The sequence below is a fragment of the Marmoricola sp. Leaf446 genome, assembly GCF_001424755.1.
GTDB lineage: Bacteria > Actinomycetota > Actinomycetes > Propionibacteriales > Nocardioidaceae > Marmoricola.
Genome location: NZ_LMRF01000001.1, coordinates 1,204,262 through 1,231,207, shown reverse-complemented (window position 1 = coordinate 1,231,207; position 26,946 = coordinate 1,204,262). Strand labels below are relative to the sequence as shown.

The 26,946-nt window shown below is 73.2% G+C and carries 25 protein-coding genes; 17 read left to right on the top strand and 8 right to left on the bottom strand.

Annotated features, from left to right (window positions below):
- Positions 1–78 precede the first annotated feature (78 nt).
- Together ASG49_RS05790 and lpdA are read right to left on the bottom strand one after the other, a co-directional pair.
- Complete coding sequence (locus ASG49_RS05790) at positions 79–1,026, bottom strand: type IV toxin-antitoxin system AbiEi family antitoxin domain-containing protein (RefSeq protein WP_056538237.1); 948 nt, start codon at positions 1,024–1,026, stop codon at positions 79–81.
- 211 nt (positions 1,027–1,237) lie between these two features.
- A complete protein-coding gene (gene lpdA, locus ASG49_RS05785; RefSeq protein WP_056538234.1) occupies positions 1,238–2,629 on the bottom strand; it encodes a dihydrolipoyl dehydrogenase in 1,392 nt (463 codons plus the stop codon).
- A gap of 112 nt (positions 2,630–2,741) precedes the next feature.
- On the opposite strand from lpdA, the gene ASG49_RS05780 reads away from it, so the two are divergent.
- A complete protein-coding gene (locus ASG49_RS05780; RefSeq protein WP_056538231.1) occupies positions 2,742–3,635 on the top strand; it encodes a TIGR01777 family oxidoreductase in 894 nt (297 codons plus the stop codon).
- Between the two features lie 75 nt (positions 3,636–3,710).
- Here ASG49_RS05780 and ASG49_RS05775 read toward each other — a convergent pair whose 3' ends face one another.
- On the bottom strand, positions 3,711–4,214 hold the full coding sequence (locus ASG49_RS05775) for a hypothetical protein (RefSeq protein WP_056538228.1): 504 nt from the start codon (positions 4,212–4,214) through the stop codon (positions 3,711–3,713).
- 82 nt (positions 4,215–4,296) lie between these two features.
- On the opposite strand from ASG49_RS05775, the gene lipB reads away from it, so the two are divergent.
- The 6 genes from lipB (at position 4,297) to ASG49_RS05745 (ending at position 9,394) form a co-directional block, all read left to right on the top strand.
- Complete coding sequence (lipB, locus tag ASG49_RS05770) at positions 4,297–5,079, top strand: lipoyl(octanoyl) transferase LipB (RefSeq protein WP_056538225.1); 783 nt, start codon at positions 4,297–4,299, stop codon at positions 5,077–5,079.
- A gap of 62 nt (positions 5,080–5,141) precedes the next feature.
- Positions 5,142–6,080 carry an ABC transporter ATP-binding protein gene (locus tag ASG49_RS05765; RefSeq protein ID WP_056538223.1) on the top strand — a complete coding sequence of 313 codons (939 nt, stop codon included), beginning with the start codon at positions 5,142–5,144 and terminating at the stop codon, positions 6,078–6,080.
- On the top strand, positions 6,077–7,048 hold the full coding sequence (locus ASG49_RS05760; RefSeq protein WP_056538220.1) for a hypothetical protein: 972 nt from the start codon (positions 6,077–6,079) through the stop codon (positions 7,046–7,048). Before ASG49_RS05765 ends, ASG49_RS05760 begins: the two co-directional genes overlap by 4 nt.
- A 57-nt stretch (positions 7,049–7,105) precedes the next feature.
- Positions 7,106–8,041, top strand: coding sequence for a lipoyl synthase (gene lipA / locus ASG49_RS05755; protein ID WP_056538217.1), 936 nt, complete (start codon positions 7,106–7,108; stop codon positions 8,039–8,041).
- A gap of 64 nt (positions 8,042–8,105) precedes the next feature.
- Positions 8,106–8,831 (top strand): DUF4191 domain-containing protein, encoded by a 726-nt coding sequence (locus tag ASG49_RS05750; protein WP_082533806.1) that lies wholly within the window; start codon positions 8,106–8,108, stop codon positions 8,829–8,831.
- Between the two features lie 41 nt (positions 8,832–8,872).
- Complete coding sequence (locus tag ASG49_RS05745) at positions 8,873–9,394, top strand: hypothetical protein (RefSeq protein WP_056538213.1); 522 nt, start codon at positions 8,873–8,875, stop codon at positions 9,392–9,394.
- Positions 9,395–9,403: 9 nt separating this feature from the next.
- Here the strand turns inward: ASG49_RS05745 and ASG49_RS05740 are convergent, their stop codons facing one another.
- The gene (locus tag ASG49_RS05740; RefSeq protein WP_056538210.1) at positions 9,404–9,790 is read right to left on the bottom strand and encodes an RDD family protein; all 387 of its coding nucleotides are present in this window, start codon (positions 9,788–9,790) and stop codon (positions 9,404–9,406) included.
- A 179-nt stretch (positions 9,791–9,969) separates the two neighbouring features.
- Here ASG49_RS05740 and glnA point away from each other — a divergent pair, with 179 nt between their 5' ends.
- Positions 9,970–11,388 (top strand): type I glutamate--ammonia ligase, encoded by a 1,419-nt coding sequence (gene glnA, locus ASG49_RS05735; RefSeq protein ID WP_056538207.1) that lies wholly within the window; start codon positions 9,970–9,972, stop codon positions 11,386–11,388.
- Positions 11,389–11,574: 186 nt separating this feature from the next.
- Here glnA and ASG49_RS05730 read toward each other — a convergent pair whose 3' ends face one another.
- Entirely contained in the window at positions 11,575–11,958 is a 384-nt protein-coding gene (locus ASG49_RS05730; protein ID WP_156384198.1) for a hypothetical protein, read from the bottom strand.
- 238 nt (positions 11,959–12,196) lie between these two features.
- Between ASG49_RS05730 and ASG49_RS19045 the strand changes: the two genes are divergently transcribed.
- On the top strand, positions 12,197–12,823 hold the full coding sequence (locus ASG49_RS19045; protein ID WP_200936204.1) for a lytic transglycosylase domain-containing protein: 627 nt from the start codon (positions 12,197–12,199) through the stop codon (positions 12,821–12,823).
- 124 nt (positions 12,824–12,947) lie between these two features.
- Positions 12,948–13,730, top strand: coding sequence for an alpha/beta fold hydrolase (locus ASG49_RS05720; protein ID WP_056538199.1), 783 nt, complete (start codon positions 12,948–12,950; stop codon positions 13,728–13,730).
- Between the two features lie 7 nt (positions 13,731–13,737).
- Here ASG49_RS05720 and ASG49_RS05715 read toward each other — a convergent pair whose 3' ends face one another.
- Both ASG49_RS05715 and ASG49_RS05710 read right to left on the bottom strand, forming a co-directional pair.
- A complete protein-coding gene (locus ASG49_RS05715) occupies positions 13,738–14,019 on the bottom strand; it encodes a DUF4287 domain-containing protein (protein ID WP_056538197.1) in 282 nt (93 codons plus the stop codon).
- A 63-nt stretch (positions 14,020–14,082) separates the two neighbouring features.
- Positions 14,083–15,474: a hypothetical protein gene (locus ASG49_RS05710; protein WP_056538194.1), complete on the bottom strand. Its 1,392-nt coding sequence runs from the start codon at positions 15,472–15,474 to the stop codon at positions 14,083–14,085.
- Positions 15,475–15,617: 143 nt separating this feature from the next.
- On the opposite strand from ASG49_RS05710, the gene ASG49_RS05705 reads away from it, so the two are divergent.
- From ASG49_RS05705 to ASG49_RS05675, 7 genes are all read left to right on the top strand, one after another.
- The gene (locus tag ASG49_RS05705) at positions 15,618–16,295 is read left to right on the top strand and encodes a hypothetical protein (protein WP_056538191.1); all 678 of its coding nucleotides are present in this window, start codon (positions 15,618–15,620) and stop codon (positions 16,293–16,295) included.
- On the top strand, positions 16,292–17,860 hold the full coding sequence (locus tag ASG49_RS05700; RefSeq protein ID WP_056538188.1) for a DNA polymerase Y family protein: 1,569 nt from the start codon (positions 16,292–16,294) through the stop codon (positions 17,858–17,860). The genes ASG49_RS05705 and ASG49_RS05700 overlap by 4 nt, the downstream gene beginning before the upstream one ends.
- Positions 17,861–17,887: 27 nt before the next feature.
- Positions 17,888–21,283 (top strand): error-prone DNA polymerase, encoded by a 3,396-nt coding sequence (locus ASG49_RS05695; protein WP_056538185.1) that lies wholly within the window; start codon positions 17,888–17,890, stop codon positions 21,281–21,283.
- A gap of 150 nt (positions 21,284–21,433) precedes the next feature.
- Positions 21,434–22,444 carry a 5'-3' exonuclease H3TH domain-containing protein gene (locus ASG49_RS05690; RefSeq protein WP_056538183.1) on the top strand — a complete coding sequence of 337 codons (1,011 nt, stop codon included), beginning with the start codon at positions 21,434–21,436 and terminating at the stop codon, positions 22,442–22,444.
- 218 nt (positions 22,445–22,662) lie between these two features.
- Entirely contained in the window at positions 22,663–23,457 is a 795-nt protein-coding gene (locus ASG49_RS05685) for a DUF4397 domain-containing protein (RefSeq protein ID WP_056538180.1), read from the top strand.
- Position 23,458: 1 nt separating this feature from the next.
- On the top strand, positions 23,459–24,127 hold the full coding sequence (locus ASG49_RS05680; RefSeq protein ID WP_056538177.1) for a class F sortase: 669 nt from the start codon (positions 23,459–23,461) through the stop codon (positions 24,125–24,127).
- The gene (locus ASG49_RS05675) at positions 24,124–25,338 is read left to right on the top strand and encodes a hypothetical protein (protein ID WP_056538173.1); all 1,215 of its coding nucleotides are present in this window, start codon (positions 24,124–24,126) and stop codon (positions 25,336–25,338) included. Before ASG49_RS05680 ends, ASG49_RS05675 begins: the two co-directional genes overlap by 4 nt.
- Positions 25,339–25,344: 6 nt before the next feature.
- On the opposite strand, the gene ASG49_RS05670 is transcribed toward ASG49_RS05675, so the two are convergent.
- Complete coding sequence (locus ASG49_RS05670) at positions 25,345–26,841, bottom strand: aldehyde dehydrogenase (protein ID WP_056539853.1); 1,497 nt, start codon at positions 26,839–26,841, stop codon at positions 25,345–25,347.
- Between the last annotated feature and the right edge of the window lie 105 nt (positions 26,842–26,946).

Below are 26,946 nucleotides of genomic sequence, written 5' to 3'. Positions count from 1 at the left end.
GCCTCTGTGCACACACCACGTCGTGTGCACAGAGGCAGTTCTGCGTGCGAGGAGACCGCCTGCTCCGGCGTACGACGCTCAGGCGGCCAGGCGCGCCAGCACGGCGCGCACCCGGGCGGCGGTCTGCTCCGGGTGCTCGAGGTCGGCCCACACCAGCCGCACGAACCGGTAGCCGGTCAGCTCGCGCACCAGGTCCTCGCGCTGCTTCTCCCGGAACACCGCGTCCCCGGGCAGCTCCCAGGGGCGGAGGTAGCGGCCGTACTTGACGCGGCCGTCGAACTCGCCGAACACGCCGTGCTCGTGCCACGCGAAGTCGACCCGCGCGACCACGCGCCCGGAGGCGTCCCGCACCGCGTGCTGCCGGGCGGGGCGCGGGAGGCCGTGCCGCCAGAAGAGGTACGCCGCGCGGGTCTCCCCCGGCGACTCCGACCGCCCGTCCATGTGGTGCAGCACGACGTGGATCTTCTGGGCTCCCGGACGGTGCGTCATGCCCGCGAAGGTGCGCCGCAGCTCGTCGCGCTCGGTCTTCTCGAGGTGCAGGGCCGAGTCGGCGGAGACCAGGGCCGACTCCAGCCCGGTCACCGTCGCGGTCTCGACGACCGACCTCGCCACGCCGAGCACCGGGACGTCGCCGACGGTCTCGACGTCGTCGTCGCTGCACGCCGCGACGTGGTGGACGACGTCCTTCTCGCGCCGGGCGGCCCCGGTGTCGAGTCGCGTGACGTGGACCCGCGAGAGGTCGGCACCCCACACCGCGACCCCGTGGGCCAGCAGCGCCGTGGTGTGGCTGAGCGCCACCGGCCCCGGTGTCGTCCGCAGGACCGCGCGCGCCAGCAGCAGGTGCCGTTCGTCGGGGGTGCTCGTGCGCCAGGTGTCGCCGAAGCAGTAGGCGCCGTGCCGGACGCGGTGCCACTCGCCGCCACGCACCCGCCGGGCGATGGTCTTGTCGTCGTAGCCGCACTCCAGCGCCTCGCGGCGCAGGAACACTCCGTCGGTCAGCGCGATGACGCGCAAGGGGTCGTCCATGCGACGAGGGTCGGCCGGTCGGGCAGCGCGGCCCAGCAGCCGCCGGGATCTGTGGACGAGGCGGGTACCGAGCTCGCCTGTGGAGGCGAGGTGGCGCCCGGCGTACCCCGCACAGCGAACTGCCTCCTCGCACACGACGCGACGTGTGCGAGGAGGCAGCTCGGGTTCATCACCTGGGAAACCGGCCGGGCCGGCCCCGGTGACGAGCGACCTACATGTGGATCATGTGCCCGGCGATCCCCTCGACGGCCTCCTTGACGGCCTCGGAGAGGGTCGGGTGGGCGAAGACGTTGCGGGCGACCTCGTCGGCGGTGAGGTCCCACTTCTGGGCCAGGGTCAGCGCGGGCAGCAGCTCGGTGACGTCGGGGCCGATGAGGTGGGCGCCGATGATCTCGTTGTGCGCGGCGTCGGCGACGATCTTGACGAAGCCGACGCTGTCGCCGAGGCCCTTGGCCTTGCCGTTGGCCGAGAACGGGAACTTGGCGACCTTGACGTCGTAGCCCTTGTCCTTGGCCTGCGCCTCAGAGTAGCCGAAGGAGGCGATCTGCGGCTGGCAGTACGTCGCCCGCGGGATCATGTCGAAGTCGATCTCGATGGTCTCGTGGTCCGCGATCGTCTCGGCGGTGACGATGCCCATCGCCTCGGCGGTGTGGGCGAGCATCAGCTTGCCGGTGACGTCGCCGATCGCCCAGACGCCGTCGACGTTGGTGCGGCCGCGGGCGTCGACCTCGATCGCGCCGCGCTCGGTGGTCTTCACGCCGGTCTGGTCGAGGCCGTAGCCGTCGAGGCGGGGTGCGAAGCCGATGGCCTGGAGGACCTTGTCGGTCTCGATGACCTCCTCCTTGCCGTCCTTGGAGACGGTGACCTTGACGCCGGAGCCGGTGTCCTCGATCTTCTCGACCTTGGTCTTGAGCAGGACCTTCACGCCAAGCTTCTTGTAGTGCTTGGCGAGCTCCTTGGAGACCTCAGCGTCCTCGGTGGGCACCATGCGGTCGAGGAACTCCACGATGGTGACGTCGACGCCGAAGTTCTTCATCACGTAGGCGAACTCCACGCCGATGGCGCCGGAGCCGGCGATCACGATCGAGCCGGGGAGCTTGTCGTCGAGGATCTGCTCCTCGTAGGTCACGACGTTGTCGCTGAGCGAGGTGCCGGGCACGAGGCGGGTGGTGGCGCCGGTCGCGATGATGACGTTGTCGGCGGTGACGGTGCGCTTCGACCCGTCGTCGAGCTCGACCTCGATCGTCTTGGCGTCGGTGAAGGTCCCCCAGCCGTGGATCTCCTCGATCTTGTTCTTCTTCATCAGGAAGTGGACGCCCTTGACGATGGACTCCGAGACCTCGCGCGAGCGTGCGTGGGTCGGCTTGTAGTCCATCGAGACGTCGCCGGTGATGCCGAAGACGTCCTTTTCGTGGGTCAGGATGTGGGAGAGCTCGGCGTTGCGGAGCAGCGCCTTGGAGGGGATGCAGCCGACGTTGAGGCACACCCCGCCCCAGTACTGCTTCTCGATCACGCCGACCTTGAGGCCGAGCTGCGAGGCGCGGATGGCGGCGACGTAGCCACCGGGGCCCGCACCGAGGACGACGACATCGAAATCACTCACGGGGCCGAGCCTATTGCGTCGGGGTCTGCCCGGGGCAAGTGGCAGGGCGAGCGGCAGGCACGGGGCGCGGCCCCGGTCGCCCTGCCGACCACCCCGGTGGGACGCTTCAGGCATGCGCTTACTGATCGCGGGCTCCTCCGGCTTCCTGGGCACCCAGCTGCGTGAGCGGCTCGTCGCCACCGGCCACGACGTCACCTCCCTCGTACGCCGCGCCCCCGGCAGCCAGGAGCTCCGCTGGGACCCGTACGCCGCCCCGCTGGGCGTCGAGGTCGTCGAGAACCACGACGTGGTGGTCAACCTGGCCGGCTCGCCGCTGGTCGGCAACCCCCACTCGAGCCGGTGGGCGCGCGAGCTGATGAACAGCCGGATCACCACCACCTCGGTGCTGGCCGACGCGATCGCCGCCTCGTCGGCCAAGCCGGTGTTCCTGGCCGGCAACGGCATCAGCTTCTACGGCGACCACGGCTCCGAGCCGCTGACCGAGCAGGCCCACTCCCGCGGCGACGCCCTGCTGACCCGCGTCTCCCGCGCCTGGGAGGCCGCCGCCGAGCCCGCGTCGCAGGCCGGCGCCCGCGTGGTCGTGCTGCGCACCTCGCCGGTCTTCGACCGCCGCTCGATGCCGCTCAAGGGGCTGCGGCTGCTCTTCTCGGCCGGCCTCGGGGGCAGGCTCGGCGACGGCACCCAGCACATGCCGGTGATGAGCGCCCGCGACTGGGTCGACGCCGTCATCCACACCGCCACGCACGACGTCGAGGGCCCGGTGAACCTCTGCTCCGAGGTCACCCCGACCAACGCCGAGTTCACCGAGGCGCTGGGCTCGCTGCTGCACCGGCCGGCCGTCGTGCCCGCCCCCGCGGTGGTGCTGCGCAAGGCCGGCGGCGAGCTGGGCGGCCTGGTGCTCGACTCGGTCAACGCCGTGCCCGAGGCGCTGACGCGCAGCGGCTACACCTGGCACGACGCGGACGTCCGCGCGGTGCTCGCGGAGGGCCTCTCCCCCAGCCGGTGACGGGTCTCGTGACGGTTGCTGCGCAACCTCCTCGGCCACCCGAGCCGGCTGGTCGGGGAAGGCGCGCAGCGCCTGTCACGAGACCCGCCCGCCCACGCGCCAGCCGTCGCCGCGACGCACGAGCTCGACCCGACGGGTGACCACCGGTCCGCTGCGCAGCGCCCGGACGCGTCCGTCCTCGACCAGCTCGCCGCCGGCGACCCGGTCGACCACACGCAGCCGCCACCGACCGGGCGCGGCCCCCACCACGTCGACGGCGAAGACCTGGGTGGTGAGCCGACGCACCCGGACGCCGCGGGCGGCGTACTCCCCCAGCAACCGCACGTCGGACCGCCCGGCCCGCGACCCGGGCACGTAGAGCCGCCGCAGCCGCTCGGCGTCGCCCGCCGCCCACGCCGCCGCCCGCCGCCGGTCCCAGGCCCGCAGCACCCCGAGGGGTCCCGTCCCGGCCGCAGGGGACGGCGCGACCGCCGCGGGCTCGGCCGCCTGGACCGGCGAGGGTGTCTCCCGACCCGTCCACGCCGCCAGCGCGACCAGCACCGCGCACAGCCCGAGACCCACCGCCCGCCACACCGTCATGCGCCCAGGCTGCCCGCTCCGGGGCGTTCGTGGTCGGTCGTCCACAGGCGGATCGCGCCGCGGAGCGAGATACCGTGGCCGGGTGGCCGAGCTGCAGTTCCTGGACCTGACCGACGCCCCCGTGGACTACCTCGAGGCGTGGGAGCGGCAGCGAGCCGTGCACGCCGAGGTCGTCGCCGGTGGTCCGGGCACGACCCTGCTGCTCGAGCACCCGCCCGTCTACACCGCCGGCAAGCGCACCGAGCCCCACGAGCGGCCCACCGACCTCTCGAGCGCGACCGGCGAGCCGGTGCAGGTCGTCGACGTCGACCGCGGCGGCAAGATCACCTTCCACGGCCCCGGACAGCTGGTCGGCTACCCGATCGTGGCGCTGCCCGACCACGTGCTGGTCGTGGACTACGTGCGCCGCGTCGAGGAGGCCCTGATCCTGGTCTGCGCCGACCTCGGCGTCACCACCGCGCGGGTGCCCGGACGCAGCGGCGTGTGGCTGCGCGCGACCCCCGCGACCGACGCCGGCCCCGGCCGCCCCGAGCGCAAGATCGCGGCGCTGGGCATCCGCGTCGCCCGTGGCGTCACGATGCACGGCTTCTCGCTCAACTGCGACGTCGACCTGGAGTGGTACGACCGGTTCGTGCCCTGCGGCATCGACGACGCCGGCGTCACCACGCTCAGCGCGGAGCTCGGCCGCCGGGTCACCGTCACCGAGGTGCTGCCGCTGGTGCGGGCGCGGCTGACCGAGCTGCTCGCCTGGGAGCCGTACGCCGCGACGCCCGACTACGACGCCCGCCCCGAGCCGGGCCGCCGGCCCGCCGTGGCGAGGGAGCACGCGGACCTGCGTGTCCCCGTGCTCAATCCGCGGGGCTGACCGACCGCTGCGCCATGCTGGACCGGTCCAGGACCGGGCGGCTGACGAGGGGTGCACGTCGCATGAGCGAGCTCGTGATCGAGACGAGCGACCTGCGCAAGGTCTACCGCTCCGGGCTCCGCCGCCACGCCGCGCTCGACGGGCTCGACCTCGCCGTCCCCGCGGGCGGCGTCCACGGCTTCCTGGGCCCCAACGGCTCGGGCAAGACCACCACGCTGCGGCTGCTGCTGGGCCTCGCGCGCCCCACGAGCGGCGAGATGCGGCTCTTCGGCACCGACGTGCCCGCCGGGCTGCCCGAGGTGCTGGGCCGGGTCGGCGCGGTCGTCGAGGCGCCCCACTTCGTGCCCACGCTCTCGGGCCGCAAGAACCTCGGCCTGCTCGCCCGCACCGTCGGCGCCCCCCGCGGCGCCGTCGAGTCGGCGCTCGACCAGGTCGGGCTCGAGCGCCGCGACCGCACGTCGTACGCCGCCTACTCCGGCGGCATGCGCCAGCGCCTGGCCATCGCCTCGGCGCTGCTCAAGGACCCCGACCTGCTGATCCTCGACGAGCCCACCAACGGCCTGGACCCGGCCGGCATCAGCTCGATCCGCGACCTGGTGCGCAACCTCGGCGACTCCGGCGTCACGGTGCTGCTGAGCTCGCACATCCTGGCCGAGGTGCAGCAGGTCTGCCACTCGGTCTCGATCGTGGGCCGCGGCCGGCTGCTCGCCTCCGGGCCGGTGCAGGACCTGCTCGGCGACACGGTCTCGCGCACCCGCCTCGTCGTCGCCGACCCCCGCGGGGCGCAGCACTTCCTCGAGACCGCCGGCCACACCGTCACCCGCGACGGCGCCGCCCTCGTCGTCGAGGGCCACGGCGACCCGGCCGGGCTGACCCGGCTGCTGGCCGGGCGCGGTCTCTTCGTCAGCGAGCTGACCGAGGTGCGCCCGACGCTGGAGACGTTCTTCCTGGGCCTGACCGGTCGTCGTGACGGGCAGCGCGACCAGGAGGAGGCCTCGTGACGCGCCTGCTGCTGGTCGAGCTGAGCCGGTTCCGCACCCGCCGCAGCATCGCCCTGCTGGTGCTCGGCACCGTCGTCGCCGCTGCCCTGGTGGCCGGCCTGACGGCCTACCAGACGCGCCCGCTGACCCAGGCCGAGCGCGTCGACGCGCAGGCCCAGGTCGACCTCGCCGGGCGCGACCCGCAGGTGCGCTCGGAGCTGCGGGCCTGCCGCGAGGCGCCGACGGACTACCTCGGCCCCGAGGCGGAGGCGGCCGACTGCGCGTCGGCGCTGCTGCCCGCCGCCGACAGCTTCTACCCCCGCGAGGCGCTCGACCCCGTCGTGGTCCGCGAGGGTCGTGGCGTGCAGGTCGGGCTGCTGGTCGCGGGGCTGCTGATCGTCGCCGGCAGCACCTTCGCCGGCGGCGACTGGGGCTCGGGCTCGATGGCCACCCAGCTGCTCTTCGAGGGCCGCCGGCGACGGGTCTGGCTGGCCAAGGCGGGCGCGGTGGTCCTGGGCTGCGCCGTGACCGCGCTCGTTGCCCTGGCGGCCTTCTGGGCCGTGCTGCTGCTCGTCGCCCGCGCCCGCGGGGTGACCGTGGGCGGCGGCGAGCTGGCCGACGTCGCGCTCCAGGTCGGCCGCGGGGTCGCCCTGTCCGCCGCCGCGGGTCTCGGCGCCTTCGCCCTCACCATGGTCTTCCGCCACACCGTGGCCACGCTCGCGCTGCTGTTCGTCTACGCCGTGGGCGGCGAGGTCGCGGTCAGCCTCCTGCCGATCGACGGCGCCGGCCGCTGGGCCGTCGGCACCAACGCGGTCGGCTGGCTGCGCACCGACTACACCTACGACGACCCGTCGGCCACGTGCTCGCTGCTGGGCCGCTGCTCGCAGCTGCAGGTGCTGACGCACACCGAGGCGGTGCTGTTCCTGGGCGTGCTCCTGGTGCTCGCCTGCGTCGTCTCGCTGGCGTGGTTCTCGCGTCGCGACGTCTAAGCGCCGAGCACGACCGCCGGCTCGGGGAGACCTGCGTCACCGACGTACGCTGGGACGGTGACCCAGGTAGCAAGTGAAGGCCGCAAGCTCCTCCGCCTCGAGGCCCGCAACGCCGAGACCCCCATCGAGCGCAAGCCCGAGTGGATCAAGACGCGCGCCAAGATGGGCCCGCAGTACACCGAGCTGCAGAAGCTCGTGAAGTCCGAGGGCCTGCACACCGTCTGCCAGGAAGCCGGCTGTCCCAACATCTACGAGTGCTGGGAGGACCGCGAGGCGACCTTCCTCATCGGCGGCGACCAGTGCACCCGTCGCTGCGACTTCTGCCAGATCGACACCGGCAAGCCGCAGCCGCTCGACCGTGACGAGCCCCGTCGTGTCGCGGAGTCCGTGCAGACGATGGGCCTGCGCTACGCCACAATCACCGGCGTCGCCCGCGACGACCTGCCCGACGGCGGCGCCTGGCTGTACGCCGAGACGGTGAAGCAGATCCACGAGCTCAACCCCGGCACCGGCGTGGAGAACCTCATCCCCGACTTCAACGGCCGCCCCGAGCTGCTCCGCGAGGTCTTCGAGAGCCGCCCCGAGGTGCTCGCCCACAACGTCGAGACGGTGCCGCGCATCTTCAAGCGGATCCGCCCGGCGTTCACCTACGAGCGCTCGCTCGACGTGATCACCCAGGCCCGCGCGTTCGGCCTGGTGACCAAGTCCAACCTGATCCTCGGCATGGGCGAGACCCGCGAGGAGATCCACCAGGCGCTGGTCGACCTGCACGCCGCGGGCTGCGAGCTGATCACCATCACGCAGTACCTCCGGCCCTCGCCGCGCCACCACCCCGTGGAGCGCTGGGTCAAGCCGGAGGAGTTCGTCGAGATGACGACCGAGGCCGAGGAGATCGGGTTCGCCGGCGTGCTGAGCGGGCCGCTGGTGCGGTCCTCCTACCGCGCCGGTCGTCTCTACCAGCAGGCCATCGAGGCGCGCGAGACCGCGTCCTGACCCTCCCCGGTCCCGTCTGAGAGACTGGGCGACGGCCCACCCGAACCACCCGAAGGCATCACCCATGGCGACGAAGCTCGAGAAGCAGCCCAAGGCGAAGAAGGTCAAGGACCCCTCCAAGCCCGGTCGGATCGCACAGATCCGGCAGAGCTACACCATGACCAAGAAGTCCGATCCCCGGATCGGGCTGATCCTGCTGGGCACCTTCCTGCTCGCGGGCCTCGCTGGCTTCGCGCTGATGCTGCTGATCTTCCGCACGCTGTGGTTCCCGATCCTCATCGGCGTGCTCGTGGGCCTGTTCGCGGTGCTGGTGGTCTTCGGGCGCCGCGCCGCCACTGCGGCGTACAAGCAGATCGAGGGGCGTCCCGGTGCCGCAGCCGCCGCGCTGCAGCAGCTGCGCCGCGGCTGGAAGACCGATCCGGCCGTCGCGGTCAACAAGCAGCAGGACATCGTCACGCGCGTCGTGGGCCGTCCCGGCATCGTGCTGATCGGCGAGGGCAACCCGACCCGCCTCAAGGGCCTGCTGGCCTCCGAGCGCCGCCGCCACGAGCGGGTCGCCCGCGAGGTGCCGATCCACGAGCTGATCGTCGGCCGCGAGCCCGGACAGGTGCCGCTGCCCAAGCTGACCAAGACCGTCCAGAAGCTCGGCAAGGAGGTCAAGCCCGCCCAGCTGACCGACGTGCTCGCGCGCATCAAGGCCATCGACGCCCACCGCTCGGCCGTGCCCATGCCCAAGGGCCCGATCCCGACCTCGATGAAGGGCATGCGCGGCAACCTGCGCGGCCGTTAAGCGCTGGCGCTGCCCGACGGTCGCTCCGTAGCCTCGCCCGGGTGGAGGTCGTCTTCGAGCGCGTCGAGGGTCGCCGCTACCGCGTGGGCGTACGCCGCTCCGGCCGCCACGACACCGGCCCCGACGTGCCGCCCCGGGTGGGTGTCGGCGCCCCGGGCGGCGACGTGCCGCACGACCTGGTGCACCTCGCGATCGAGGAGGCGCTGGGGCTGCGGCTCGGCATCTTCGGCCAGGTCGCGGCCGGCGGTGACCTCGGCGGCTTCTTCACCCCGCCCCCGGCCGACCGCAGCCCCGTGAAGGACAAGCGGCGCTCGCAGCGCCTGGCCCGTGCCGGCCGCGACGACACCGCTTGCTCGGAGGCGCTGGCCGCCTGCGTCGGCCACGACGGCCGGCTCCGCCCCGACCTCCCGGCCGGTCTCGTCACGCCCGCCGAGCTCGCGCGGGTGCAGCGGCGGCTGACCGAGCTGTTCGACGCCTGGCGGGCCACTCCCCCGGGCGGCGAGCTCGTCGTGACCTGGCCCGAGCGCCTGACGGTGCGGCGGGGCGTGCTGCCGTCCTCCTGAGGAGGCGGGTCAGGCGGCTCGGCGGGCGCTGCGGGCGTCGTACGCCGCGGACTTGGTCCACAGGTCGTGCAGCCCGCGGCCGGTCGCCGACTGGAAGATGATCGGCGGCACGACCAGGCAGATCAGGAGCGTGCGCAGCAGGGTGGGGACGAAGGGCAGCAGCCGGCCGTCCTCGCGCAGCACGCGCACGCCCGTGCAGACCTGGCCGAACGAGCCGCCGACCAGCGCCGTCAGCAGCGTCACCTGCACCGCGAAGACGCCCAGGACCCACCAGCCCGACGACGGGTCGTCGAGGTAGCGGCCGAAGCCCACGATGCCCACGACGGCGAGGATCGAGGCGATCCAGTCGATGGCGAGGGCGAGGATGCGCCGCCCCCACGAGGCGTACTCAGGCACGCCGCGAGCCTAGCCAGGAGGGGGTCGTGGGCGACCGCTGGGTGACCGTCGTGTTACGTGCCCGAAACAATGTGGATACGGTCGTGCAACCACCCGTACGTAGTTTCGCGTCGTCGCGTCAGCACGCTGGCGCAGCGCTCACCATTTCCACGCGGTCGCAGGGCGGCCAAGGAGGACGAATGTTCAACAACAGCGAAGAGCTGCTGAAGTACGTCAAGGACGAGGGCGTCGAGATGGTCGACGTCCGTTTCTGCGACCTTCCCGGTGTGATGCAGCACTTCACCGTGCCGGTCTCGTCGTTCGACCAGTCGGTGTTCGACGACGGCCTGAGCTTCGACGGGTCCTCGATCCGTGGCTTCCAGGCGATCCACGAGTCCGACATGTCGCTGTTCCCGGACCCCACCACGGCCTACATCGACCCCTTCCGCACCGCCAAGACCCTCGTCGTGAACTTCTTCATCCACGACCCGATCACCGGCGAGGCCTACTCCCGCGACCCGCGCAACATCGCGCGCAAGGCGATGGCGTTCCTGCAGAGCACCGGCGTCGGCGACCAGGCGTTCTTCGCCCCCGAGGCCGAGTTCTACGTCTTCGACAACGTCCGTTTCGAGACCAAGGCCAACACCGGCTTCTACGAGATCGACTCCGAGGCCGGCGCCTGGAACTCCGGCTCCGAGGACAACAACCGCGGCTACAAGGTGAAGTACAAGGGCGGCTACTTCCCCGTCGCGCCGTACGACCACTTCGGCGAGCTGCGCGACGAGATGGTCATCGAGCTGGAGAAGTCCGGCCTCACCGTCGAGCGCGCCCACCACGAGGTCGGCACCGCCGGCCAGGCCGAGATCAACTACAAGTTCGACGAGCTGCTCAAGGCCGCCGACGACGTCATGAAGTTCAAGTACCTCGTGAAGAACGTCGCCTGGCGCAACGGCAAGACCGCGACCTTCATGCCCAAGCCGATCTTCGGTGACAACGGCTCCGGCATGCACGTGCACCAGTCGATCTGGAACAACGGCGAGCCGCTGTTCTACGACGAGACCGGGTACGCCGGCCTCTCCGACATGGCGCGCTACTACATCGGCGGCATCCTCAAGCACGCCCCGTCGCTGCTGGCCTTCACCAACCCGACGGTGAACTCCTACCACCGCCTGGTGCCCGGCTTCGAGGCCCCGATCTCGCTGGTCTACAGCCAGCGCAACCGCTCGGCCTGCGTGCGCATCCCGATCACGGGCGCCAACCCCAAGGCCAAGCGCATCGAGTTCCGCTGCCCCGACCCGTCGGCCAACCCCTACCTCGCCTTCTCGGCGCTGCTGCTGGCCGGCCTCGACGGCATCAAGAACAAGATCGAGCCCGCCGACCCGATCGACAAGGACATCTACGAGCTGCCGCCGGACGAGATGGCCGAGATCGACCAGGTCCCGACCTCGCTCAACGCGGTGCTCGACAACCTCGAGCGCGACCACGAGTTCCTCACCGAGGGCAACGTGTTCACCCCCGACCTGATCGAGACCTGGATCGACTTCAAGCGTCAGCAGGAGATCCTCCCCGTGCAGCTGCGTCCGCACCCGCACGAGTTCGAGCTCTACTACGACATCTGATCCACCCTTCGACGGGCTCGACCGGCACTCCGGTCGGGCCCGTCGTCACCCCTGCCGTCGGTCGCCACGTGCGGCCCCGCACGACACCCCCGGACGACTCCGCTGCAGTCGGTCGGGGGTGTTGTGCGTTCGGGTGCTGCAGTTGGCCCAGACCCGGAACACACCGCCGCCTGTCGGACGCGTGCATCACCGGACACGCAATGCCAGGGCCTCGTTGTCAAAGGGCACATCCGACCCAGGTTTCGGGCGGCTGTTCCAGGCGGCGACCAGCCGCGAGGCCCCGAGCGCCACCACGATGAGGCTCGACAGCAGGCAGGCCGCCATGGCGACGTGGGTCGCCTGGTCGAGAACCGCGGGCACCGACCGGTTCGCGTCGGCGTAGCCGAAGGCTCTTCCCCCGTGTGCCAGTAGGCGACGAACGCGGTCGCGGCGACGACCCCAACAGACGATGACCGTCCTGGAGACCCACCGAGGCTGGTGTGTCACCAGCAGCAGCACGAAGGTGGTGAGGACCAGTCCGGGGCCCATCGAGATGGCGGCCACGAAGGCAAGGTCGCCGATGGTGGTCATGAGCCTCAGTGTGCGGTGACAGACGTGCGGGGCCAGCTCCCGCATCTGACTCGCTCTGAGCCCTGAGGAACCGAGGCTCGCGTCTGCCTGCCGAACGTACGATCTGCCCAGATTCGGATGTTGGTGCGCAGATCAACGACCCGTGCCACCCTGTGCCGGTGACCGTGAGCACGAGGTGTCGACCATGCCGTGGTGCCGGCACCACGGCAGGCCCGGAGGGGTTCCCAGGCGGCCAGCCGTGAAGACAGCCGCGCTGCTGATCGTCGCGCTGATGACCGCTGGTTGCGCGGTCGCCCAGCCGACGGCGTCCGAACCCGAGGCGGCCGAGCCGACGGCGTCCGAGGCACCCACGGCCCCGACGCGGACTCCGTCCCGGGAACCGGTCGCGACGCAGACGCCTGAGGCACCGACCCCCACGAGGACTGAAGCCCGGGTCGAGCGCACCGGCGCCGCCGCCAGCGTGCCGCGCGCCGTCATCATCGAGCAGCTGGCCAAGCGCGCGGAGCGCATCGCCGCGTCCATGGCCAGCGCCTCTCCCGAGGTGCTGCCTACGGACGTCGACCCCGAGTCCAACCGCGGGCTCGGATATCGCCTGATGCTCCAGTTCGGCGTGGCAGCCGATCAGTGGCAGTACCTCGACCAGCTCTGGCAGCGCGAGTCCGGCTGGAACCACCTCGCCGAGAACCCGTCCTCCGGCGCCTACGGCATCCCGCAGTCGCTGCCGGGCTCGAAGATGGCGGACGTCGCGCCCGACTGGCGCACCAACGCCGAGACCCAGATCACCTGGGGGCTGGCCTACATCGCCGCGCGCTACGGCAACCCCCAGGGCGCGTGGGAACACTCCGAGCGCGTCGGCTGGTACTGACGACCGGCTCCGAGCGGTCGGGGGGAGCGGTGGGCAAAGGCGTCCCGTCGCTCGGCGGCCAGCGCTCTGCCGCCGACGACCAGCGAGGCCCGCACCCGAGGGACGACGCGCTAGCGTCGACGGAATGACTCTGAACCACGTGGTCCGAGGGAGCGGTAGCCCGCTGCTGCTGGTGCACGGCCTGGGTGCTGGTTGGAGATCCTGGTCCCCGATCCTCGACGACCTCGCGAAGAGTCGCCGGGTCGTCGCGGTCGACCTGCCCGGGTTCGGTGAGACACCGCCGCTGGACGGCGAGGTCTCGATCGCCAGCTTGACCGACTCCGTCGTGGGCTTCATCCGCGAGCAGGGCCTGGACGGCGTCTCGACCGCCGGCCAGTCGATGGGCGGGCGGATCGTGCTCGAGCTCGCGCGCCGGGGCGTCGGCGGCGACACCGTGGCGTTGGACCCGGGCGGCTTCTGGAGCCCCCGCCAGCTCGCCGTCTTCGGCGCCACGCTGCGACCCTCGATCGCCCTGGTCCGCGTCCTGCGGGACAGGCTGCCGGCACTGCTGGGCAGCCCCGTGGGCAGGACGTTGCTGCTGGCTCAGCTGTCGGCCCGGCCGTGGGCACTGTCGACCGAGACCGTGCTGCCCGACGTACGCGGACTGGCCGATTCTCCCTCGACCTCGGCTGCCCTGGACGCCCTGACCACGGGCCCCACGCAGCAGGGAGCCCCGGCGGGCACGGTGCCCGGCCGGGTCACGATCGGGTGGGGTCGTCGCGACCTGGTGACCGTGCCCCGGCAGGCCACCCGTGCTCAGGAGCTCTTCCCCGACGCCGCGCTGCACTGGTTCGAGCGGTGCGGGCACTTCCCGCAGTGGGACGCACCGGACGAGGCCACCCGGCTGATCCTCGACAACACCGAGTGAGACCGGACTAGCGGGCGGCGATCCCGTCCAGCCGCAGCACGGACGATGCGTCCCGGTGCGCGCCGGAGCTGCCGACGTGCTCGTCGCTGATGCCGGGGCCGTTCTTGATGACGTGGACCAGCGCCATGCCGTGCCCCCGACCGAGGTCGAAGTCGTCCTTGAGCCAGGCCAGGATGTCGCCGGCCTTCGTGTCGGCACCGAAGCCGCGCGCGCGGGCGAGGTCGACGAGCTCCTGCGGGGTCCTGCCGGTCTTCTTCTCCGCGTTGTCGAGGTAGGCCTGGAAGGACATCGGGTGCTCCTGTCATCGAGGGGTGTCAGTAATTCGACCACCACCGACAGTGGAACTGATCGCTCAGCCGGTCGGCACGAGCAGCCGGACGTCGTCGACGACCGCCGAGCCCTCGTAGAAGTTGAGGTGGGGGTCGCCGATGACGAACGAGTCGGGGTACGCCGAGCCGGCCGGCCAGGTGTGGCGGGTGACGTACTTCCCGGCGGGTCCGGTGTGGGTGAGCGAGCGGTCGAAGCGGCCGTCGTACTCCCCCGGCTTCTGGTTGTAGTGCCAGATCGGGCGACCGCCCTCGACGAAGTCGTGGTGCAGCCGGTAGGTCGCCTGGCTGACGTGGCGGAACGGCCCGCTCAGCTCGATCGTGTAGCCGCTCGCGTCGCGCTCGACCGCGAACCGGTAGCGCTGGGTCGGCAGCAGCTCGGGGCGCAGCTCGACGCTGGAGGCGAGGTCGCGGAACTTCCCGCCCGGGCCCCACCGGCCGGCGCCGTCGAAGTCGCCGCAGGGCGTGCGGAAGAAGTACTGGTTGCCCACGTTGTTGTTCTCGCGCCGGAACGCGTCGCCGCGCACGAAGGCCGCGTTGACGGCGTTGTAGGTGCCGCTGAGCGTGCTCTCGAGCTGGCCGGTCGCGGGGTTGCAGATCGCGTTGGAGGCCGACCACGACGCCTGGCTGTTGTAGGAGTCGAGCACCACCTTGCGGCGGTAGTGGATGCCGGCGTTGCCGTGCGGCGCCCCGTTGGCGTGGTCGAGGATCGTCAGGAAGTAGAACCCGTTCTCCTTGGTCACGCTCGGGTAGCGGCAGCGCGACCGGCCCGGGATGGCGCCGGTGAACGTCCACGGGAACGCCGTCTTGCAGGTGCCGGTGCGGTAGCCGTTGGTCTTCCCGGCGTACGACAGCGAGCCGTTGCGCTTGCCGCCGAAGTCGATGCCGCGCAGCGTCATCTCCACGCGGTACGCCGCCGGCAGCGGCCGGGTGGGTCGGATCACCACGCCCGCGTCCCACGAGGGCTCGCTGATCCGCGCCGCGCGCTCGCCGTCGGGCAGCACCGTGGTCGCCAGGCCGGGGCTGGAGTCGGGCCGGCCGTCGCGGTTCTTGTCGACGGCGGCGACCTCGGCGGTCAGCCAGCCGTCGGTGCCGAAGGCGACCCGCTTGCGGAAGACGTGGAGCGTCCGCAGCTGCCGCGTCATCGCCGGGTCGCTGATCGCGTGCCAGACGCGGCCGTTGTCGTCGAGCTGGTCGACCGCCCAGGGGCTCGTCGCGCTCTGCGGGTCCTTGACCCAGCGCGCCCGGTCGACGGTCAGCGTCCTGGTGAAGTCCTCGGACCGGAGCACGCGCCACGCGGGTGCCGTACCGGGGTCGGCCGGCGGCTCGTCGTCGGCCGACGACGACGGCCCGACCCCGACCTGCACCCCGAGGGCGAGCGCCAGCACCGCACCCGCGAGCAGACCCGGTCGACGCATGAGATCCCCTCGGTGAGCAGCGACGCGTCACCGTACCCCCGCACCCCAGGCGGCGCAGGGTGTCCGACGGGACGGTGAGACGCCGGTCCACAGGGTCGGTCGAACGGCTTGACGAGTTCGAACATGTGTTCGATCCTTGACCCATGCCCGCCGCCAGCACCGCCCAGCTCGACCCGGGGCGGTCGGTCGTGGAGCAGCTGCGTGAGCGGGTCGCTGCCATGGAGCGTAGGACCACGGGCGAAGTCGTGCCCACGCTCGCCGGGCTCACCGACGTGCTGCCGCTCCGTGCCGGGTCGGCCTACGCGGTCGACTCGGCCTCGCTGGCGCTCGCGCTGGCGGCGGGTGCCTCCCAGGCCGGGGCGTGGGTCGGGTTCGCCGGCTGCCCCGACTTCGGGGCCGAGGCCGCGGCGGGCCTGGGCATCGAGCTCTCGCGCACGGTGCTGGTGCCGGACCCCGGCGAGCACTGGGTGGAGGTGACGGCAGCCCTGGTCGACGTCCTGCGCGTGGTGGTGCTGCGACCGCCCGCGTCGGTGAGCGAGAAGACCGCGGCCGTGCTGGGCTCGCGACTCCGCAACCGCTCGGCGGTGCTCGTGGTCCACGGCCGGTGGCCTCGCGTCGAGGCGCGGCTCAGCACGGTGGAGTCCGCGTGGGAGGGCCCCACGACCGGCCCCGGGGAGCTGCAGGAGCGACGTGCCGGAGTGCTCGTGCACCGCGGGTCACGGCCGCCCCGGCGCATAGACCTGAGCTGGCCCGACGTCGCCCGCGTCGACCCCGTCGACCCCGTCGAGCAGCAGCCCGTCGTCCGACGGGCCATCGGATGAGGGTCATGGTCGTGTGGTGCCCCGACTGGTCGGTGGTCGCCGCGCTCGAGGAGGCCGGGGCGTCGTCACGCTCCCCCGCGGCCGTGCTGCACGCCAACCTCGTCGAGGTCTGCAACGGCCCTGCCCGTGCCGAGGGCGTACGCCGCGGCCAGCGGCGCCGCGACGCGCAGGCCCGGTGCCCCGACCTGGTGCTGCTGCCCGCCAACCCCGACCGCGACGCCCGCGCCTTCGAGCCGGTCCTGGCCACGGTCGAGGACCTGCGTCCCGGGGTGGCGGCGCTGCGGCCCGGTCTGCTCGCCGTCCGGGCGCCCGACCGGTGGTACGGCAACGAGACCTACGCCGCCGCCACGGTCGCGGAGGCGCTCGTCGGGATCGGCGTCAGGGACGTCCGTCTCGGCGTCGCCGACGACCTCTTCACCGCCGAGCAGGCCGCCCGCACCGCCGACGCCCAGTCGTGGACGGTCGTGCCTCCCGGGGGCTCCCCCGACTTCCTGCGCGGCCTCCCCGTCTCGGTGCTGGCCGACGAGGGCGCGCAGGGCCGCGAGCTGGTGAGCCTGCTCGAGCGCCTCGGGATGCGCTCGCTCGGCGACCTCGCCGACCTGCCGGCCGAGGCGGTCGGCCACCGGCTGGGTGCCTACGGTGCCGCCGTACGCCGCCGCGCCCGGGGTGAGGACCCGACGCTGTTCGCCGCCCGGCAGCCGCCGCCCGAGCTCGACGCCGAGGTGCCGTTCGAGCCTCCGCTGGAGTCGGTCGAGGCGGTCACCTTCAGCGTCCGCACCACCGCCGAGCGGTTCGTCGAGCAGCTGGCGCGCCGCCAGCTCGTCGCCACCGGCGTCCGCGTCGAGGCCGAGTCCGAGGGCGTCGTCTGCTCGTCGCGCACCTGGTTGCACCCGCGCCACTTCGGGGCCCGCGACCTCGTCGACCGGGTGCACTGGCAGCTGCAGTCGGCCGACGTGGGCGGCTCGCTGCGCGCCCGCAAGGACGTCGGCGTGGTGCGCGCGCCGATCGAGCGGATCCGCTTCGTGCCCGAGGTCGTGGAGTCCGCCGCCGCCCACGGGGAGGCGTTGTGGGGCAGCGCGTCCGACGACCTCGTCGAGCGGGGCGTGGCGCGGGTCCAGGGCATGATCGGCTTCGACGCCGTGGTGCGCCCCGTGCTGCAGGGCGGCCGCAGCCCGGCGGCCCGGCAGGCGCTGGTGCCCTGGGGCGAGCGCGCCGTCGACCTGCGTCCGGTCGACCGCCCCTGGCCCGGACGGGTGCCCGGCCCGCCCCCGGTGCGGGTCTTCGCCGTCCCCCGTGACGCCGAGGTCGTCGACGAGCGCAACCTCGACGTGCGTGTCACCGAGCGCGGCGTGGTCACGGGCGAGCCCGCCCGCTTCCGCGTCGAGGGCGGCGACGTGCCGTGGCAGCCGGTCAAGGCGTGGGCGGGCCCGTGGCCCACCGACGAGGGCTGGTGGTCCGGCGGGGCCGGCCTCTCGGCCCGCTTCCAGGTCGTCGGTGCCGACGGCCGGGCCTGGCTGCTGCTCCGCGCCCCCGAGGGCTGGTCGCTGGAGGCGGCGTATGACTGACCACGACGACCGAGCCGGGGTGCGCTGATGGGCTGGAACAACCCCGCGATGAAGTGGGCCGAGCTCGAGCGGCGTCTCAGCGGCCTGCCGGGGGCCGACGACGCCCCGGTGTCCCGGCGCAAGCGCGCCGCGACGTCGGCGAGGTCCATCGACCGACCGGCCGCGGTGACGCCGTACGCCGAGCTGCACTGCCACAGCCACTTCAGCTTCCTCGACGGCGCCAGCTCGCCCGCCGAGCTGGTCGAGGAGGCCGTGCGGCTCGGTCTCACCGCGCTGGCGATCACCGACCACGACGGCTTCTACGGCGCCCCGATGCTGGCCGAGGCCGCTGCGGCGTACGACCTGCCGACGGTGTTCGGCGCCGAGCTCTCCCTCGGTCTGTCCGGCCCGCAGAACGGCGTGCCCGACCCGGAGGGCAGCCACCTGCTGGTGCTGGCGCGTGGGGTCGAGGGCTACCACCGGCTGGCCGCGGCGATGACCGACGCCCACCTGCGCGGCGATGAGAAGGGCCGTCCCGACTACGACCTCGAGGCGCTGGGCGAGCGCGGCCGCGGCCACTGGGCGGTGCTCACCGGCTGCCGCAAGGGCACCGTGCAGCAGGCCCTGGCCACCGGGGGCGAGCGGGCGGCGGCCGAGGCGCTCGACCGGCTGACGTCGCTGTTCGGGCTCGAGCACGTGCTGGTCGAGCTGTCGCCGCGACCGGGGGCAGGCGGGACCAACGCGGCGCTCGCGCGGCTGGCCGCCGACCATGGCCTCGACGTCGTCGCCGCGGGCAACACCCACCACGCCACCCCGGCGGGCCACCGGGTGGCCTCGGCCATGGCGGCGGTGCGCGCCCGCCGCAGCCTGGCCGAGCTCGACGGCTGGCTCGACCTCTCGGGGTCGGCCCACCTGCGCAGCGGTGCCGAGACGGCCGCCGCGCTGGCGGGCCACCCCGGCGCCGTCGCCCGCAGCGTGTCGCTGGCGCAGGAGCTGGCCTTCGACCTGCGCAAGGCCTCCCCCGCGCTGCCCAAGCGTCAGATCCCCGAGGGCCACACGGCCGACTCCTGGCTGCGGGTGCTGGCCGAGCGCGGCTTCGCCGAGCGCTACGTCGGCGTGCCCCACGAGCGCGAGGCGCGCGAGCGGCTCGAGCACGAGCTGCGGGTCGTGGCCGAGAAGGACTTCGCCGGCTACTTCGTCATCGTCCACGACATCGTCGCGTTCGCCCGCGAGCGCGGCATCCTGTGCCAGGGCCGCGGCTCAGCGGCGAGCTCCGCGGTCTGCTACGCCCTCGGCATCACCGCGGTCGACGCCGTCTTCTACCGGCTGCCCTTCGAGCGCTTCATCTCGGCGCACCGCGACGAGGAGCCCGACATCGACGTCGACTTCGACTCCGACCGCCGCGAGGAGGTCATCCAGTGGGTCTACGAGACCTACGGCCGGCACAACGCGGCCCAGGTCGCCAACGTCATCGCCTACCAGCCACGGATGGCGGTGCGCGACGCCGCCAAGGCGCTGGGCTTCTCCCAGGGCCAGCAGGACGCGTGGTCCAAGCAGATCGACGGTTGGAAGTCCGTGGTCGCGGGCGACATGGGTGACCCCGCGGCCCACGACGTCCCCGCCCCGGTGGTCGCGCTGGCCGAGGAGCTGATGGGGGCGCCGCGCCACCTCGGCATCCACTCCGGCGGGATGGTGCTCACCGAGCGGCCCATCGGCGAGGTCTGCCCCATCGAGCGGGCGCGGATGGACAAGCGCACGGTGCTGCAGTGGGACAAGGACGCCTGCGAGTCGATGGGCCTGGTCAAGTTCGACCTGCTCGGCCTGGGCATGCTCGGCGCCCTCGACCACACGATGCGGCTCGCCGAGGAGCACCTCGGCGAGAGGTGGACGCTGGCCACGATGCCCAAGGAGGAGCCGGCGGTCTACGACATGTTGTGCCGCGCCGACTCGATCGGCGTCTTCCAGGTGGAGAGCCGGGCCCAGATCGGCACGTTGCCGCGCCTGCGTCCGCGCGAGTTCTACGACCTCGCCATCGAGATCGCCCTCATCCGACCCGGTCCCATCCAGGGCGGCGCCGTGCACCCCTACGTCCGCCGGGCCACCGGGCAGGAGGCGGTCACCTACGACCACCCAGAGCTGGTGCCGGTGCTGGAGCGCACCAAGGGCGTGCCACTGTTCCAGGAGCAGCTGATGGCGATGGCGGTGGCGCTCGGCGACTGCAGCCGCGACGACGCCGACCTGCTGCGGCGGGCCATGGGGTCCAAGCGGGGCGTCGAGCGCATCGAGTCGGTCAAGCACAAGCTCTACTCCGGCATGCAGCGTCGCGGCATCACCGGCGACCTGGCCGACTCGATCTACGTCAAGATCCTGTCCTTCGCCAACTTCGGCTTCGCCGAGTCGCACGCGCTCTCCTTCGCGCTGCTCGTCTACGCCTCGTCGTGGTTCAAGCTGCACTACCCCGCCGCGTTCCTGGCCGGGCTGCTGCGCAACCAGCCGATGGGTTTCTACTCCCCCCAGTCGCTGGTGGGCGACGCGCGGCGGCACGGCGTCGACGTACGCCGCCCCGACGTCACCCGCTCCGCCGCCCAGGCCGACCTCGAACCCGTCCGGGCGGGCGCGACCGCCCCCACCGGGATGCAGGCGTGCTGCCGGCCTCGCTTCGAGCGCGTCGAGTGGGTGCCGGGCACCCCCGACCCCGTGCCCGCCCACCGGCGCGACGGCTCGCTCGCCGTGCGGCTGGGCCTCGACTCGGTGCGCGGGATCGGCCCCGACGTGGCGCGACGCATCGTCGCGGCACGCGAGCAGTCCCCCTTCACCGGCGTCACCGACCTGTCCCGCCGGGCCGACCTGACCTCGACCCAGCTCGAGGCGCTCGCGACGGCCGGCGCCTTCGACGCCTGGGGGCTGGGCCGCCGCGAGGCGCTCTGGGCGGCCGGCTTCGCCGAGGGGGCCGAGCACCTGCCCGGCACGACGCCGGCTCCTGCGGCTCCCACCCTGCCGGGCCTCAGCGAGCCCGAGATCACCCTGGCCGACCTCTGGGCCACCGGGGTCTCGCCCGAGCGGCACCCCGTCGAGCACCTGCGCGACGACCTCCGCCGCGCAGGGGTGCGCTCGGTCGCCGAGCTCGCCGACACCGAGTCGGGGCGTCGCGTCCACGTCGGTGGCCTGGTCACCCACCGGCAGCGGCCCGGCACCGCCATGGGCGTCACCTTCCTCAACCTCGAGGACGAGACCGGGATGCTCAACGTCGTGTGCTCGATCGGCGTGATGAAGGTGCACCGGCAGGCGGCCCGCAACCGCGTCGCCGTCGTCGTCCGCGGCCGGCTCGAGCGCCACGAGGGGGTCACCAACCTCGTCGCCGACCGGGTCGAGGGCATCGACGTGATCGTCCCCGGCGCCGGCGCCGTGCTGCAGGCACGGGCGTCCTCGCGCGACTTCCGCTGAGGTCCGGGGTCTCGACGGGCTCGACCGACGGCGCCGGCTCGACCGACGGGGCCGGTTCGACAGTCGGGGCCGGCTAGACCGACGGGGCCGGGTCGACCGGCGGTGCGGGCGGGTCGGTGAGGCGCGGACGTAGCATGGGCCGCGATCTCGATGACCCCACCCGACGCCGCCCACCCGCGCAGGCTGCTCCTGGTCGTCGACGCCCCGTCGCTGCTGCACCGCAACCACCACGCCCGGGCGCACACCCGCATCCTGGACCGGTCCGGACGCCCGGTCTGGGCGCTGCACGGCATGCTGCGCCAGATCCTGGAGTGCATCGACCGGTTCGCTCCCGACGCCGTCCTGTTCGGCCTCGACGACCGCACCTCCTCGCAGCGGCGTGACCGCTACCCGCTCTACAAGGCCGGGCGGGCGGCCAAGCACCCCGAGCTCGTCGAGCAGCTCGAGCGCGCCGGGGGCCTGCTGGACGCTCTGGGGCTGGCCACTCTGACTCCCCCGGGCCTGGAGGCCGACGACGTCGGCGCCTCCGCGGCCGCCTGGGCCGGGCGTCACGGCTGGGACTGCGTCATCGTGACCTCCGACCGCGACGCCTTCGCGCACATCAGCCCGCACACGCGCGTGCTGCGCCTCATCGACGGCGGCATCGCCGGATCTCCCTTGCTCGACCCCCACCGGCTGCGCCTGATGTACGCCGTGGCAGCCGAGAACTACCTCGCCTACGCCGCGCTCCGCGGGGACGCCAGCGACAACCTGCCGGGCGTCCCGGGCATCGGGGAGAAGGCCGCGATGGCCCTGCTCGAGGTCGCCGGGGACATGCAGGCGGTGTGGGCCGACGTCGAGCACGACGCGGGCCGCTCGGTCGCGGCCGCGCTCGACGCTCACGCGGCCGAGACCGGCGGACGGCGCCTCGGCGCCACCGTCGTACGACGCCTCACCGCACCCGGCGCCCGCGAGCGCTACGACTTCAACGTCGACCTGATGCAAGGCCACACCGACCTCGACCTCGGTCTCACCCCCGACCGACCGGGCACCCCGGGGCTGCTGCCGCTCGACATCGACCGGGTCACCCGGGTCGCCGGCTTCTTCAACGTCGAGGCGACGACCGCGCTGGCCGTGCGGGTGCTCACCGGGGACCCCGCCTCGGCCTCGCCGACGCCCTGAGTCCCGGCCCCCACCGGACCGGCCGACCTCGGCCGCTGCCGCCCCGGATGGCGGACACGGAGTTGCACTCGAGGCCTACTGCCTGGTATCGCAGGACTTTCCCGTCCATCCCCCGTCAAGTCGGGCGACGGCCTTTGACCAGGCAACGACCTTCGTGCTGCATTGGACGACCTGGCAGCGGGGCATCCCGCTGCTGCAGGTCATCTGGGGGTCCTGGGATGAACAAGCTCGTGTGGTGCGTCGCGACCCTGGTCCTCGGCCTCCTCGGAGCCGCCGCCGGCGCCGGGGGCGGCGCGAGCGCCGCCGCCGGTGGGCAGGTCACCGTGGTGCAAGCCGTGCCCGGCACCGAGGTCGAGGTGCAGGTCGACGGCCGCACCGTCGAGGAGCAGGCGGGGGTCGGCACGGTGGTCGGGCCGCTCACGCTCACCCCCGGTGCGCACCGGCTCTCCTTCGTCGGCGGACCGGGCGGCCGGACCCTGACCACCAAGCTCGACGTCGCCGCCGGGTCCGGCAACGACGTCGTGCTGCACCGACCGGCCTCGGTCGACGGGTCGCCGGTCGTCAACACCTACACCACGCCCGACTCCCCCATCGGTCCCGGCAAGGCACGCCTCCTGCTCGCCCACACCGCGACCGTGGCGCCGGCCGACGTGGCCTTCGACGGCAAGGTCGTCTTCAGCAACATCGCCAACGGGGAGTACGCCGAGGCCGACGTGCCCGCCGGCACCCACCGCGTCGAGCTGCTGCCCGCCGGCACCTCCGGCGACCCCATCCTCGGCCCGCTCTCGGTCGACCTGGCCCCCCGCACGGCCACCATGGTGTACGCCGTGGGGAGCCCCCGCGACCGGTCGATGGACGTCGTGACGCACACCCTCGCGCTGTCCTCCGACGGGTCGGTCGTCCCCCGCTCGATCGACACCGGGTCCGCCGGCCTGGCCGCACCCGGCCACCGCGAGCCGCTGGCCGCACTGTCGCCCACCCCCTGGCAGCCCTGGCCCGCAGGGCGGCCATGACGTGGCAGCTGGTCGCAGCCCGCTGCTGCGGTTCGCGCTCTCGGTGCTGCTCGTCGCGGTGGTGGTCACGACCTCGACCCTGTGGTGGCCCTCGCCCCGGGACACCTCCGGCGCCGTCGAGCAGCCGACCCAGCGGACCGCTCCGGGCGACGAGGCCCCGGTCGAGCTCGAGTCACGCCCGGCCCGGCGGGCAGGCGCCGTACGGGCCGAGCCTCCCGTCGAGGTCCGCCTGCCCGACGGCGCCGTCGTGCGGGTGCGCGCCGTGTCCTCCCGCACCGACGGGGTGCTCGACGTGCCGCCCGACGTCGACGAGGCCGGCTGGTGGCGCGGCGGCTCCGGGATCGGCGACCTTTTCGGCTCGACGCTCCTCGCGGCCCACGTCGACTCCAGGTCACAGGGCCTCGGACCCTTCGCGACGCTGCTCGAGTCCCAGCGCGGCGACCGGTTCGACGTCACCTCGGCCGGCCTGCGGCAGTCGTTCACGACGACCTCGGTGCGGCGGCTGGACCGCGCGACCGCGCTGCGGCAGCGGTGGATCTACCGTCCCGCCGGCGACCGGAGGCTGGTGATGGTGACCTGCGCCCCGCCGTACCTGCCCGATCGCGGGGGCTACCAGCGGCTGGTCGTCGTCACCGCCACACCCGCGTCCGACCCCACCCCACGCGGGTGAGCGACGTGGACACCGAGGCCCAGGACACCGACACCACCGGCGCCGACGACCCGGGCTGGGCGCTGCACGAGGTCCAGGTCGACGGGGAGTACGTCGAGCGCTGGCTCTACCACTACGCCGACGCCGTGGTCGTCGACGAGGACGGCGTCGTCCACGAGCCCGACGACGACGGGGTGATGGCCCCGGTCGACCTCCTCGAGGACGACCAGGACGAGCGGGGAGACCAGGATCGGGACGATGTCGGGGCGGCCGAGGACGGGCCGGCCGAGGCGCACGACGCCGACCACGAGGCCCCGAGCGACGACACCCCCGACCCCGACCCCGACCCCGACCCCGACGACCCTGACCCCGACCTCGACCCAGCCACCGAGGAGCCCGAAGAGCCCGAGGAGCCCGCGGAACGTTCCGCGGCCGACGCGCTCTTCGCCGACCGGCCCGACGACGAGACCGAGGACCGGTCCGACCGGGACGACCTGGACGAGGGCGAGCCTGACCCCGACGACGACCGCGCGGACGAGAGGTCCGCGCTCGCCCGGCTGCCCGCCCGGGCGGTGCTCCTCACCCTCCTGGCCCTGTCGGCCCTGCTGACCATCGCCCTGCTGGGCGTCGTCGTGGTGCGGTGGGACGAGCCGGCTGCCACGACCGAGACCGCCACCCCGGCCTCGCGGCTGCAGCTGCCGGTCGCGGTGGCACCGGACAGCGAGTACGTCCGCAGCCGGGTCCGGGCCGAGGGCGACATCCGGGTCGACCACTGGATCGCCAGCACGCGCCCGGTCTCGCGGCTCCGGCTGAGCGTGCCCACGGTGCCCGGGACCGGGTCCGACCCAGTCACCGCCCGCGAGGTGCGGGTCGAGACCCCGTCGGGCGACCGGCCCGGTCCCGGGGTCGTGCGCGGCTCGTCGGCGGCGTACTCGCTCGACGGCGCCGAGGAGGTGCACGTCAGCTACGTGCTGACGGGGGCGGTGATGCGGAGCGACGACGACCCCGACCGGGCGCTGGCGCGACTGACCTCCCTCGACCTCGACGTCTCGCGCGGCCGGGTGCCCCGGACCGTCACCGTGCTGGGCGGCCGGTTGCTGTCGGCCGCCTGCGCCGCGGATGCCGCGGCCACCCCTCGCCCCTGCGGCCAGGCCGAGGGCCGCACCTGGCGGGTCCGGCTGGAGCCGGCCGAGCGCGACGACCTGGTGCAGGCCCAGCTCGACCTGTCCTGACCCGCCTCAGCCGAGCTTGAACGGGTCGCGGGTGCCGCCGGTGAGCTCGACGAAGACCGACTTGTTCTCGAGGTACTCGTCGACGGCCTGCGAGCCGTTCTCCCGGCCGATGCCGGACATGCCGAACCCGCCGAAGGGCATGTTGGGCGCGACGACGCGGTAGGCGTTGATCCAGACCGTCCCGGCCTTGATCGCCGCAGCCACCCGGTGGGCGCGGTGGACGTCCTTGGTCCACACCGCCCCCGCCAGCCCGTACGGCGTGTCGTTGGCCAGCCGCACCGCCTCCTCCTCGTCGGTGAAGGTGTACGCCGTGAGCACCGGCCCGAAGACCTCCTCGCGGGCGATGGTCGCCTCGGGGGCGGCGACGACGACGGTGGGTCGCACGAACAGCCCGCCGAGCTCCTCGTTGGCGCCGCCGCCGGCCGCGATCGTCCAGCCCTCCTCGCGGGCGCCGTCGAGGTAGCCGATGACCTTCTCGTACTGCGGCCGGTTGGCCACCGGGCCCATCTCGGTGTCGGCCTCGGTCGGGTCGCCCTGCACAATCTCCTCGGCGCGGGCGGCGACCTTGGCGATCAGCTCGTCCTTGACGCTCTCGTGGACGATCAGCCGGGAGCCGGCCATGCAGGTCTGGCCGGTGGCGGCGAAGACGCCGGCCACCAGGCCATTGGCCGCCGCGTCGAGGTCGGCGTCGGGGAAGACGACCTGGGGCGACTTGCCGCCGAGCTCGAGGGTGACCTTGTTGATGTTCGCGACCGCGGCCTTGGCGACCGCGGCGCCGGTGGCGGTGCTGCCCGTGAAGGCGACCTTGTCGACGCCGGTGTGGGAGGCCAGCGCCTCGCCGGTCGAGCGGTCCCAACCGGTGACGACGTTGAGCACGCCGGCGGGCAGGCCGGCCTCGTGCAGCACCTCGGCGAACGCGACCGTCGAGGCGGGCGCGTGCTCCGAGGGCTTGACCACGCAGGTGCAGCCGGCGGCCAGCAGCGGCGCCAGCTTGAAGGTGAGCAGCAGCAGCGGGGAGTTCCACGGCGTGATCGCGCCCACGACGCCGACCGGCTCGCGCAACGTGTAGCCGAAGTAGGTGCTGGGCGAGATCGCCGGCACGGTCTTGCCCTCGAGCTTGTCGGCGAGGCCGGAGAAGTAGGAGTACCAGACGCCCAGGCCCTGCAGCTGGCCCCGCATCTCGCGCATCAGCTTGCCGGAGTCGCGCACCTCGAGCAGCGCCAGCCGCTCGGCGTTCTCGGTGATGGCCGTGGCCACGTCGCGCAGCACCGCCGCCCGACCGAAGCCCGACATCTGTCCCCACTCGCCCTCGAAGGCGGCGCGTGCCGACGCCACGGCGCGGTCGACGTCCTCCGGCCCACCGTCGGCGAGCACCGCCCACGGCCGGCCGGTGTAGGGGTTGGTCGACTCGAAGGTCTTCCCGGAGGCGGCGTCGACCCGCTGGCCGTCGATGAACAGGCCGAAGGACTCCAGCGATCCGGTCTGGGCTGCGGTCTCGGACACGGGCACTCCTCGGGACGTGGGACGGCGGGGCTGCCGACGCTACGAGCGCGCGCGAGGCAGCACTATCCCCTCACCGCGCACCGAGGACCGCTGACGGCAGGCCCC

Excerpts from the sequence above, each read along its gene's own strand:
- ASG49_RS05765 (WP_056538223.1), top strand. The coding sequence starts at position 5,142 with ATGAGCGAGCTCGTGATCGAGACGAGCGACCTGCGCAAGGTCTACCGC.
- ASG49_RS05720 (WP_056538199.1), top strand. The coding sequence starts at position 12,948 with ATGACTCTGAACCACGTGGTCCGAGGGAGCGGTAGCCCGCTGCTGCTG.
- ASG49_RS05710 (WP_056538194.1), bottom strand. The coding sequence starts at position 15,474 with ATGCGTCGACCGGGTCTGCTCGCGGGTGCGGTGCTGGCGCTCGCCCTC.
- ASG49_RS05690 (WP_056538183.1), top strand. The coding sequence starts at position 21,434 with ATGACCCCACCCGACGCCGCCCACCCGCGCAGGCTGCTCCTGGTCGTC.
- ASG49_RS05775 (WP_056538228.1), bottom strand. The coding sequence starts at position 4,214 with ATGACGGTGTGGCGGGCGGTGGGTCTCGGGCTGTGCGCGGTGCTGGTC.
- ASG49_RS05790 (WP_056538237.1), bottom strand. The coding sequence starts at position 1,026 with ATGGACGACCCCTTGCGCGTCATCGCGCTGACCGACGGAGTGTTCCTG.
- ASG49_RS05730 (WP_156384198.1), bottom strand. The coding sequence starts at position 11,958 with ATGACCACCATCGGCGACCTTGCCTTCGTGGCCGCCATCTCGATGGGC.
- ASG49_RS05705 (WP_056538191.1), top strand. The coding sequence starts at position 15,618 with ATGCCCGCCGCCAGCACCGCCCAGCTCGACCCGGGGCGGTCGGTCGTG.
- ASG49_RS05750 (WP_082533806.1), top strand. The coding sequence starts at position 8,106 with ATGGCGACGAAGCTCGAGAAGCAGCCCAAGGCGAAGAAGGTCAAGGAC.
- ASG49_RS05695 (WP_056538185.1), top strand. The coding sequence starts at position 17,888 with ATGGGCTGGAACAACCCCGCGATGAAGTGGGCCGAGCTCGAGCGGCGT.
- ASG49_RS05700 (WP_056538188.1), top strand. The coding sequence starts at position 16,292 with ATGAGGGTCATGGTCGTGTGGTGCCCCGACTGGTCGGTGGTCGCCGCG.
- ASG49_RS05715 (WP_056538197.1), bottom strand. The coding sequence starts at position 14,019 with ATGTCCTTCCAGGCCTACCTCGACAACGCGGAGAAGAAGACCGGCAGG.
- ASG49_RS05685 (WP_056538180.1), top strand. The coding sequence starts at position 22,663 with ATGAACAAGCTCGTGTGGTGCGTCGCGACCCTGGTCCTCGGCCTCCTC.
- glnA (WP_056538207.1), top strand. The coding sequence starts at position 9,970 with ATGTTCAACAACAGCGAAGAGCTGCTGAAGTACGTCAAGGACGAGGGC.
- ASG49_RS05780 (WP_056538231.1), top strand. The coding sequence starts at position 2,742 with ATGCGCTTACTGATCGCGGGCTCCTCCGGCTTCCTGGGCACCCAGCTG.